Source organism: Methanocalculus sp., from assembly GCF_030651615.1.
In the GTDB taxonomy this organism is placed as follows: Archaea; Halobacteriota; Methanomicrobia; order Methanomicrobiales; family Methanocorpusculaceae; genus Methanocalculus.
In genome coordinates, this window is sequence record NZ_JAUSCG010000034.1 from 1 (window position 1) to 10,257 (window position 10,257).

Annotated in this window: 12 protein-coding genes, 1 tRNA gene and 1 pseudogene; 8 read left to right on the forward strand and 6 right to left on the reverse strand. The window is 50.0% G+C overall.

Translation table 11 applies throughout. The annotated features are described in order from the left end of the window. The 5 genes and pseudogenes from Q7V06_RS01370 to Q7V06_RS01390 form a co-directional block, all read right to left on the reverse strand. A pseudogene (locus Q7V06_RS01370) lies at positions 1–186 on the reverse strand (pyruvate ferredoxin oxidoreductase); the annotation flags it as partial. Further along, positions 187–1,341, reverse strand: coding sequence for a pyruvate synthase subunit PorA (gene porA / locus Q7V06_RS01375; protein ID WP_304836958.1), 1,155 nt, complete (start codon positions 1,339–1,341; stop codon positions 187–189). After that, positions 1,341–1,601 (reverse strand): 4Fe-4S binding protein, encoded by a 261-nt coding sequence (locus tag Q7V06_RS01380; RefSeq protein WP_304836961.1) that lies wholly within the window; start codon positions 1,599–1,601, stop codon positions 1,341–1,343. Before Q7V06_RS01380 ends, porA begins: the two co-directional genes overlap by 1 nt. Beyond that, the gene (locus Q7V06_RS01385; RefSeq protein WP_304836965.1) at positions 1,601–2,146 is read right to left on the reverse strand and encodes a pyruvate ferredoxin oxidoreductase subunit gamma; all 546 of its coding nucleotides are present in this window, start codon (positions 2,144–2,146) and stop codon (positions 1,601–1,603) included. Before Q7V06_RS01385 ends, Q7V06_RS01380 begins: the two co-directional genes overlap by 1 nt. 86 nt (positions 2,147–2,232) lie before the next feature. Then, positions 2,233–3,105 carry a methanogenesis marker 12 protein gene (locus Q7V06_RS01390; RefSeq protein WP_304836968.1) on the reverse strand — a complete coding sequence of 291 codons (873 nt, stop codon included), beginning with the start codon at positions 3,103–3,105 and terminating at the stop codon, positions 2,233–2,235. Positions 3,106–3,142: 37 nt separating this feature from the next. On the opposite strand from Q7V06_RS01390, the gene Q7V06_RS01395 reads away from it, so the two are divergent. The 3 genes from Q7V06_RS01395 (at position 3,143) to Q7V06_RS01405 (ending at position 4,892) form a co-directional block, all read left to right on the forward strand. Then, on the forward strand, positions 3,143–4,093 hold the full coding sequence (locus Q7V06_RS01395) for an NAD-dependent epimerase/dehydratase family protein (RefSeq protein ID WP_304836971.1): 951 nt from the start codon (positions 3,143–3,145) through the stop codon (positions 4,091–4,093). Between the two features lie 318 nt (positions 4,094–4,411). Continuing rightward, on the forward strand, positions 4,412–4,660 hold the full coding sequence (locus tag Q7V06_RS01400; protein WP_304836974.1) for a type II toxin-antitoxin system HicB family antitoxin: 249 nt from the start codon (positions 4,412–4,414) through the stop codon (positions 4,658–4,660). 4 nt (positions 4,661–4,664) lie between these two features. Further along, positions 4,665–4,892 carry a type II toxin-antitoxin system HicA family toxin gene (locus Q7V06_RS01405; protein WP_304836977.1) on the forward strand — a complete coding sequence of 76 codons (228 nt, stop codon included), beginning with the start codon at positions 4,665–4,667 and terminating at the stop codon, positions 4,890–4,892. Positions 4,893–4,986: 94 nt separating this feature from the next. Here Q7V06_RS01405 and Q7V06_RS01410 read toward each other — a convergent pair whose 3' ends face one another. Beyond that, positions 4,987–5,871, reverse strand: coding sequence for a DUF368 domain-containing protein (locus Q7V06_RS01410; RefSeq protein WP_304836980.1), 885 nt, complete (start codon positions 5,869–5,871; stop codon positions 4,987–4,989). Positions 5,872–5,931: 60 nt separating this feature from the next. Here Q7V06_RS01410 and Q7V06_RS01415 point away from each other — a divergent pair, with 60 nt between their 5' ends. From Q7V06_RS01415 to Q7V06_RS01435, 5 genes are all read left to right on the forward strand, one after another. Next, complete coding sequence (locus Q7V06_RS01415; RefSeq protein WP_304836984.1) at positions 5,932–7,116, forward strand: cofactor-independent phosphoglycerate mutase; 1,185 nt, start codon at positions 5,932–5,934, stop codon at positions 7,114–7,116. Between the two features lie 135 nt (positions 7,117–7,251). After that, positions 7,252–7,800, forward strand: a complete 549-nt coding sequence (locus Q7V06_RS01420) for a hypothetical protein (protein ID WP_304836987.1) — start codon at positions 7,252–7,254, stop codon at positions 7,798–7,800. Between the two features lie 18 nt (positions 7,801–7,818). Further along, on the forward strand, positions 7,819–8,943 hold the full coding sequence (locus Q7V06_RS01425) for an ORC1-type DNA replication protein (protein ID WP_304836990.1): 1,125 nt from the start codon (positions 7,819–7,821) through the stop codon (positions 8,941–8,943). A 63-nt stretch (positions 8,944–9,006) separates the two neighbouring features. After that, on the forward strand, positions 9,007–9,951 hold the full coding sequence (mch, locus tag Q7V06_RS01430) for a methenyltetrahydromethanopterin cyclohydrolase (RefSeq protein WP_304836993.1): 945 nt from the start codon (positions 9,007–9,009) through the stop codon (positions 9,949–9,951). A 94-nt stretch (positions 9,952–10,045) separates the two neighbouring features. After that, a tRNA-Val gene (locus tag Q7V06_RS01435) sits at positions 10,046–10,119 on the forward strand. The last annotated feature ends 138 nt before the right edge of the window (positions 10,120–10,257 follow it).

Below are 10,257 nucleotides of genomic sequence, written 5' to 3' on the forward strand. Positions count from 1 at the left end.
AATCCATGGCACCTTCCATGCGGTCTCAGGGTAGGGTGTCGAGAAGACCTCAAGACAGCCGGTTGGTGATACAACGATCACATCCTCCCCGGCACCTTTTAAGATCATTCTGACCGCGCTTGAAGCACCGCACCCGCCACAGGCACGGTGTCCGCATTCAAAATGTTCTATCGTTTTGTCAACCATTTACAACAACTCCTCGCGCAGTCCATAGAACATATCACCGCTGCCTTTCTCGGCAAGGTCAACGATCGCTTTGATGTCCTTCTTTCGGATGTCCCGACCGCCGAGGCCGATAATGTAGTCGTAGACGTCGATGGATGAACCGTAGAGAGCATCCTTTATCTCAAGACCTATAGCACCCTTCGATCCGAGTGATATATTCTTATCAAGGACCGCCACCGTCTTCACATGGGAGAGGGCGCTTGCGATCTCATCTGATGGGAACGGGCGGAAACACCGGATTTTAAGAAGGCCGACCTTCCTGCCTTCAGCCCGCATCTCGTCTATTGCATCTTTGGTTGTTCCACAGATCGAACCCATGGCGACGAATGCGATCTCGGCATCATCGAGTTGATATCCTTCGACAAGTGCGGAATAGTCACGGCCGAAGTGTTCACCAAAGAGTGCGCCATATTTCTGGAGAGCCTCTTTTACCCGTAGCAACGCCCGCTGGTTCTCATATCTGAACTCCATGTAATAGTCAGGTGTTGCATACATCCCAAAGGAGATTGGATCCTTTGTATCGAGTCTCTGATAGGGTGTAAAGGCCGGAAGGTATGCGTCAACTTCTTCCTGTGTCGGCATCTCCACCGGTTCATAGGTATGTGAGAGGATGAATCCGTCAAAACAGACGAATGCCGGGAGGAGAATCTCATGATCTTCGCAGATCCGATATGCAAGAATATGGAGATCGAGTGCCTCCTGATTATCTTCTGCATAGAGCTGTATCCAGCCCGAATCCCGAAGCGCGATTGAATCCTGCTGATCGTTCCAGATGGAGAGCGGGGCGCTCAGAGCGCGGTTTGCAATCGACATCACAATGGGCAGACGCATCCCTGCAACATTGAAGCAGACCTCAAACATCAGGGCGAGCCCCTGTGATGTCGTTGCAGAATAGGTCCTTGATCCCGCAGCAGATGCTCCGATACATGCTGAGAGTGCAGAGAACTCGCTCTCAACACAGATATACTCTGCCTTGAGACGGCAGTCTGCCACCATCTCCGCGAGGGCCTCAACGATATGGGTCTGGGGAGTGATTGGGTATGCAGGTATAACCTGTGGGCGGCAGAGCCGGACCGACTCAGCGATCGCATGTGATCCCTCAAGTATCTCTTTCATTATTTCTCCTCCTTCTCCATCGCTATTGCTTCTCCAGGACACTCTTCTGCACAGAGGCCGCAGCCCTTGCAGTAGTCGAGGTCGGGAATATACTCTTTCTCATTGATCCTCTCGATACATCCTTCAGGGCAGATGAGGGAACAGATCCCGCATCCGGTACACTTCTCTTTCGAAAAGATCGGGTAGAATACCCGCCATGATCCGGTCTTGTTGTCCCTTCCTCTCCCCGGCCTGGCGGTGCATCCGATATTAAGCGGCATTATGCACTCCCTCCTTTAACCATCTCATACGCTCTCTGGGAAGCCCGGATGTTCGTATCGGCAAGTTTCCCCTCAAAACGTCCGCGAAGTGCGTCTTCAAGAGCTGAAAACTCAATCTCACCGGTTGCAGCAGCGAATGCACCCATCAGGGCAGTGTTTGCAATCGGCAGTCCGATCTCTTCGAGTCCAATCTTCGTTGCATCGATTATGATGATACGGACACCTTCAGGTGCCTTGTACTTGCCTGGTTTCTCGGTGTTGATGATCGCAACTCCGCCTGGTTTCATTCCGGCAAAGACATTAATGTCTTTTATCAGCGTGCTGTCCTGCACAATGATGTAGTCAGGCTCGTACACCTGACTGCGAAGTCGGATCGTCTCATCACTAAATCGAACAAACGCCTGCACCGGGGCGCCACGCCGTTCGACACCAAAGGCGGGGAAGGCCTGGGCATAAATGCCGCCCTGAAATGCGGCGACTGCAATCAGTTCAGCCGCGGTGACGGAGCCCTGCCCCCCTCTTCCATGGATGCGTAACTCTCTCAAGAATAAACCCCATATAATCTTACACGATTAATCATATATAATTACGGCATGGGGTGAAAAGTGTAGTTTTACTCGTATGATGGTTCTTAAATATCCACTGGAATCCCGAGAATCTCTTTTTTACCGCATGCAATATCTTCTGCGATCATCGAAAGGCCACGTGATGCTGACCACTCATCATAGACTGCAATATCTGATCGTAGGAGTGATTGCACCTCATCTGCGATCGAAGGGGCACAGGACCCGGCAAGTGCGACTTTTGCATCCGGGGCAAGGAGAAGCATCGATGCGATCTCCATTGCGGCGAACATTGCGATCGTTCTGATCCGGAGGTCTTCTGCCATGGTGCTTGAGACCCCAGCATGCATAAATGCCTCATTTGCCGTCTCAAGATGAGAATCTACTCTTCTGATAGCGTCAACGTCAAGGGCGCCATGCTTCGTTCCCGGCGCGAAGATACAGGCATCAAATGCCCCGGTGATCTTCCCATTTTTTATCAGGAGAGTGACGGTATTTGAACTGGTATCAGAAACAACGAAGGTATCTCCGAGATCTTTTGAGACGTGATAAGCGATTCCGATCTTCTCCGGACTTGTCTGGTGGGAGTATGCTTTGAACCTGGGATCGGTGTCTGATCCACGATGGATTCCAGGTATCGCAACAGCAGGAATACCGGATGCTGCGACCTCATCAAAGACGCGTGTGCCGCCACCTACATGCTCACCTGCACCTTTTTGTGTTACGACTCCACGGTTGCTGAGGCGGGTGATATCGGTGATTGCAGTGAAGTTGTCGCCCATCGAGTAGCAGAGGGCGATCCCTTCTATCTCATCGATTCGACCCAGGCGTGCCAGATCATTAATGGTGAATTCCCGTGCTTCACTGCGGCTTATCTTGAATTCGTCGGTTGCTGAGGCGAAGCGGATTGCTGTCGTCCCGTGATCGATGCCGATGAACATAACGTACTTAATTGTCTACCTAACCTATTAGTGTATAATGTTCAGTATCGTGACCGGCGGTGCCGGATTTATCGGATCTCATCTCGTCGATGCGCTGGTGGAGCGTGGTGACCGGGTTCTTGTGATTGATTCACTCTCGTCTGGGAGCCGTGCGCATATCGAGGGGCATATAAACACAGGAAAGGTTGAACTGGTGGTCGCTAATCTCCTCGCAGACGGCTGGCAGGGTGTGTGCAAGGGAGCAGATCGGATCTTTCATCTTGCCGCCGATCCCGATGTACGGGGGAGTGCGGCACATCCATACCCGGTATATGAAAATAATGTCATTGCTACTGTCCGTGTGCTTGAGGCAATGAGGGAGTATAAGGTGCCCGAGTTCGTCTTCACCTCAACCTCCACGGTCTATGGTGAGGCATCGATTATACCGACTCCTGAAGAGTATTCCCCGATGATTCCAATCTCAGTCTATGGTGCGAGTAAACTTGCATCTGAAGCGATGATCGCATCGTACTGCCATACCTATAAGATAAAAGGCTCGGTCTTCCGGTTCGCAAACATCATCGGAGCCCGGAGCAATCACGGAGTGATCTTTGACTTCATCAGAAAACTTCGTCGTGATCCAACAAAACTTGAGATTCTTGGTGATGGAACACAGACAAAGTCATACCTCTCAGTCGGGGCATGTGTGGATGGGATGATCTTTGCTGCAGAGCATGGTCCTGAGTTGTACAACTTCTATAATATCGGATCAACCGACTGGATTGATGTCGTCTCGCTGGCAGAGATCGTCGTCTCTGAGATGGGACTCTCTGATGTTGAATTCGTCTTCACCGGTGGAGACCGCGGCTGGGTTGGGGATGTTCCAAAGATGCTCCTTTCTGTTCAGAAGATTATGGATCTGGGGTGGAAGCCGGGTATAGGGTCAGAAGAGAGTGTACGAGAGGCAGTACTGGCAGGGCTTTCCGAGTTCACCGGCTCTCGTATGTAAGTGAGAAGAATCTCTTTTTTTGTCCACGAAAAAATCCAGTGCCGCGAGGGTAGGGCTGCATAACGATGAACTGTTCTTCCCCGATTATATAGCCATATGATTGCGATGGAAGTCCACCACCGGAAAACCCAATCTAACCTGGTGCATACGGTCGGTTACAGCCGTGAAAGAACGTCCTCAGGAAGAACCAAATCCGTGAATATCCGGCGGAATAGTTGCAATTGATTTCGCGACACGGATCACCGGGTTCGATGCAAATTTGTATACACGTGAAGAAGTATATGATAACAGAACAATCAGGAGGGTGATGAAGATACAATGTCCGAATATATGCTATCAATAACTATCCGGAAACTTGATGAAGGAGGATATCTTGCAACAAGTGACACTATTCAGGGACTTATTGCTCAGGGAAGAACCATCAGTGAAACAATGGAGATTGCACAGGATGTAGCCCGTAAACTGATAGAATCATATCTTGAACATGGTGACCCCCTTCCTGAGCATCTGGTTTCTTCAAAAAAAATAATTAAAAATGTTAAGATTCCTGTCAGTGTAACGGTATGATCGAATGATTAAACTTCCTTCATTATCAGCCCGAGAGGTCATTCGAAGGTTAAAGGCTTCAGGTTTTGTATTTGATCGGCAGGCAAAAGGGAGCCATGAGATCTGGTACAATCCTATAACAAAAAGAAGAACGATTGTTCCAAATCATTCCGGTATGGATATTCCAAAAGGAACTCTCCGGGCTATTATTAATGAAGCTGGTTTAACTATTGATGAATTTATTAAATTATAACCCCTTTTGTGCATCACACATTAATTCTTGAGTGCCGCACCTCCAGGTAAGCGCATTTTTTTTGATCTGCTACGGTGGATGAAGAGATCCGACTCTATACACTCCTGTGAATTATTTTCTCTTTCTTCTGCTGCCTGAGATACTCAACCATTCCTATGAGGATCACACCTGCGATGCAGGCGAGGATAACGCCCGGAGTATAGCCGCCTGCTTCATTGATCCTGTCAAGGAGTGTACGGGTTGATCCGAGCATAATACCTGTCAGGAAGGCCAGGAGGGCGGCGGTGTAGTGGTCGAGGAGGTAGCGGAGTGCGCGTGAAAAGAGGAGGATGCCTATTACACCACCTGCGATAAATGTGATAATCTCCAGGATGGAGACATTTCTGATCGCCTGAAGAAGATATTCATACTGGCCGAGTACGAGGGTAAGATACGCCCCTGAGATGCCGGGGAGGATCATCGCGCAGAGTGCTATCATTCCGGTTATAAAGATCATGGGGAGCGAATGGCCAAATGATCCGGTCGGGAGGCCACCGATCAGATATCCCACACACAATCCTGCAATGACGAAGAGGAATGCATGGCTCTTTGCCGATTCGATCTGGAAAGCGATCAAAACTGATGATGCAACGATGATCCCGAGGAAGAGTCCGAATGCCTCACCAGGATAGGCATCAAGGATATGAAGGATCGCCCGTGACATCAGGAGTGTAGCAGTGCCTATCCCGGCAAGAAGGATGGTAAGAAATACCGGATCAATTGTCTTAAAATCCTGTTTGAAACCTTCAATGTCGCCGCGCAGCAGACGAATGCCCGTCTGTGGCCGGACCGCTGCAATTGCATTGATGAGTCTGCCGTAGATTCCGGTGATGAAGGCCATTGTTCCGCCCGATACGCCGGGGATGATGTCTGATCCGCCCATAAGAAGTCCACGAAGAAAGATGCCGATTGCTTCGCCGGGTGAGATATCTGGTTTCACAGATACATCATGTGCGCTAAAGAGACTTTTAATGATACTACGGATGAATCTAGATCTATCATGTATCCGGATGAAGAGCGGGAAGGGCGGAGGAAATACCTCCTCATCCTCGGGGATGGAATGGCGGATGAGCCAATAGAGGCGCTTGGTGGGCAGACGCCCCTTGAATATGCCTACACCCCACATATGGATACGATCGCCCGTGAAGGGCGGATGGGTCTCCTTGAGACTGTTCCTGATGGTTTTGAGCCGGGATCTGATATTGCAAACCTTTCGGTTCTCGGATATGATCCGGCACTTTACTATACCGGGCGAGGTCCGCTTGAGGCGGTATCGATGGGTGTGGATCTCACAGAGGATGATATCGCATACCGGTGCAATCTGGTGACAGTGCGAAACGGTGTGATGGAAGATTTCTCTTCCGGGCATATATCGAGCGATGAGGGAAAACAACTCTTTGAATCGCTCCAGGAGGCTCTGCCTGAGGTCAGTCTCCACCCCGGGATCAGTTACAGAAACCTGCTTGTTCTTCATCATGGGCGTGGCGGCAGATCCACTCCTCCGCATGATATCGTAGGGGAAGAGATCGAACCTTATCTGCCTCAGGGAGATGATGCAGATATATTGCGGAGGTGTATGGCTGTTTCAGAGGAGGTCTTTGCCGGCCATCCCGTGAATAGTGGGCGTGCGCGGAGGGGTCTGCCGGAGGCTACTTCGATATGGCCCTGGAGTGGGGGAAAAACTCCTTCAATACCCTCATTTGAGAAGATGTTTGGTCTCTCTGGTGGTATGATATCAGCAGTGGATCTCCTCTTTGGTATCGCACGGTCTGCTCGCATGGAGTTAATCAGGGTGCCCGGAGCAACAGGATATCTTGATACCGACTATCATGGTAAGATTCGGTATGCTCTTGACGCGCTGAAGAGGCTCGACTTTGTCTATGTTCATGTTGAGGCACCCGATGAGGCAGGTCATTTAGGTAGCCTTGAAGAGAAGGTAAAAGCTATTGAGCGGCTTGATGAGGCGATTGGTATCGCTCTTGATAGTTTTAATGGGATCATCTGTGTTCTTCCGGATCACCCGACGCCAATCCGGCTTAAGACACATACAAGAGATCCTGTTCCCTTTGCAATCATCGGTAAAGGTCGTGACGATACACGCAGGTACTCTGAGCGGGAGGCCGAAAAGGGTTCATTTGGACAGATCCGGGGTCCGGATCTTCTCCCTCTGCTCTTTTCAGAATAAGCGGCATCAGATCCCTGCGTCATCATCCGGAATGTCAGCGGGGGTAACTCTCATCATCTGCCATCTGTATGTGGATCTTGAAGGGGGATGGTTCTTCCGCAAAACCTTATTCCTCCGTGAGGGGATAGTGAATGTATGGGTTCCCGTAAACAGATGACGATCGGCATCACGATCAACCTTGATAATTATGAAAATATCAGGTTCGATGTGACCGGCGAGGTTGAGTCGGACGAGGATGTCTCAGAACTTACCGGGTTCCTCGATGGTGTGCTTGCCGGGATTGGCCGGGAGGATCCTGTGACGGCAGAGCGTGTGGATCACTACAGGCGCAGGGTCTTTGGCTCTCTTCACCCTGGAGAGGCAGATGCAGGCTCAATTGCCTCCTGCCCGGTCACGGGTGATGAGGTGATGGAGATACAGACTGGTCATGATCTTTCGGGTGTTGATGCTCCCGAGCCTGTTCTTCCGTCTCCGGAATCTCCTCCTTTGGAAGAGGCTGCTTCATCTGAGGTTAGAGAAGATGCGGTTGCTCCTCCGGAGAAAGAGGATACCTCTTCTGTAAAACAAGCTGTCGGGTTATTCGTCTGTGAGGCATGTGGCGCCGGGGTGAATAAGGTTCAGCATGACGTCAGTCACCTCTTTATGAATAAAACACTCTGTAAAAAGTGTATGAACAAGAACTGAAGAGGAGGGAGGACTGTTATGTCAAAGAGGTTGCTGATGTGGGATGAAACGCTCTTTCGTGACCCTATGGTCTTTGAGATCGATTTTATCCCTGATGAGTTCCTCTTTCGTGAACAACAGATTGCTGACCTTTCATTTCAGATTCAGCCTGCACTCCGGGGTGGCCGGCCGTTAAAGTCCCTCTGCCGCGGCCCTCCGGGTACCGGGAAGACGACGACGGTGAAGAAACTTTTTGAGGAGATTGAGGGGAATACAAAAAAGATCGTGCCTGTTCATGTGAACTGTCAGATTGATAATACCCGGTATGCGATCCTTGCCAGAATTTATAAACGACTTGCCGGCCATCTCCCCCAGGCTTCAGGAACAAGTTTTAAGCAGGTCTATGATGCGGTCTGTCGGCTTCTGGTGAAGGATGATCTGGTGTTAATCGTCTGTCTTGATGATGCGAATTATCTTCTCCATGAAAATGAGATTAACAATGTCCTCTACCCTCTCCTCCGTGCTCACGAGGCATATGAAACTGTCAGGGTCTCTGCAATTGTGATCTTCTCTGATATGGATGTTAATCCGGTGACAGCATTTGATGCACGGGTTGCCTCAGTCCTCCGCCCGACAGAGGTCTTCTTTCCTCCCTATACAGCAGCAGAGGTGGAAGAGATCCTCAGAATGAGGGTGTCTCAGGGTTTTTATCCAGGGGTTGTATCAGATGAGGTTCTTCATCTGGTGGTCGATCAGACGATGAGGGTGGGGGATCTCCGTGTCGGTATCGATCTTCTGAAGCGCGCCGGTCTGTTAGCGGAGAGGGACGCACGAAAATCGGTTAACCGGGAAGATGTCAGCAGGGCATATGAGGTCTCCCAGCGCTTCCATCTCTCTTCTCTTGTCCGATCTCTCCGGGATGATGAGAAGGTGGTGCTCTCTGTTATCGGATCGATGAGCAGAGATGGCGTTGAGACCTCTGCGGGTGGTGTCCATAGCGGAGTTCTGGAGAAGATGAGCCTTGGTTATACGAGATACTATGAGATCATTAAAAAACTGGATACAATCCGGTTGATAAATCTGGATTACCGATCCGGCAGGGGAAGGACGCGGTTGATCACATTGAGGTTTGATCCTGAGACGGTCCTTGCCGAGGTTGGTTGATGGAGTTCATTTGGTAACTCTTATCTATTCTTCCTCACTCATTATTGATGCTAGAGGGATTATATGGTCAGTGTTAACGAACTTGGATTGGATCTCTTTGAAGAGCTTGTAGAAATCTCAGATCTCCTCAATGTCGCCTACCACGAACTCGATAATGGATCGCGTATTGTGGATTGCGGTGTGAGCGTGCCTGGTGGATATGGTGCTGGTGAATACTTCACCCGGATCTGTATGGGAGGCCTTGGCGAGGTCACATTCCGTATGGGAGAGATCGGCTCCTTCCCCATGCCCTTCATTGATATCAATACGGATTTCCCTGCAATCTCCTGTCTTGGTGCGCAGAAGGCCGGATGGACTGTGAAGGAAGGGAACTACTTTGCGATGGGGAGCGGCCCTGCCCGTGCGCTCTCGCTGAAGCCGAAACACACCTTCGAAGTGATCGAGTATGAGGATGAGTTTGACGCAGCTGTGATCTGCCTTGAGTCAGACACGCTTCCAAACGGCGAAGTGATGAAGAAGATTGCAGATGCCTGTAAGGTAGAGGTTGAAAATGTTGCTGCAGTCGTCGCACCGACCTCTTCAATGGTCGGATCTGTTCAGGTCGCCGGTCGTTGTGTTGAGACTGCGATCTACAAGTTAAATGAGCTTGGATTTGATACGAAGAAGATCATCTCCGGCTTTGGAACGGCCCCTGTTCCGCCGGTTCGCGGACCGAAGCTTGCAATGGGTGTGACAAACGATGCAACCATCTACCATGGCAGAATCTGCCTGACGATGAATGCGCCGGAGATCAAGGATTATCTCGATAAAATCCCAAGCAACACCTCGAAAGGCTATGGAAAGCCCTTCAATGAGATCTTCAAAGAGGCAAATTATGACTTCTACCAGATCGATACCTCGCTCTTCTCACCGGCAGAGGTTATCATCAACGAACTTTCTGAGGGTGCGGTCTACCATGTTGGTGCCGTCAACCCCGAGGTCACGCTGAAGTCGTTTGGTTTTATCTGAATGGGTTTCCCGGATAAGGGAAATCCCCCTCCTATTTGTGTTTCGGATCGGCAGTCTTTAATTAACTCGCGGCAATATCTATAGGAATCACAGAGGGCTTGTGGTCTAGCTGGTTATGACGTCGCCCTTACACGGCGAAGATCTCCGGTTCGAATCCGGACAGGCCCATTTTTTATATCGTTCTTTTCGCAATCTAAGCTCGTAAAGGACGTTATTCGTAACTCACTTATTGAAATATTCTTTTTAAGCGCAAATATCGCTGTATCGAAGAATCGGGAAGCTTTTAAGCCTGTGTTCTTCAGATAA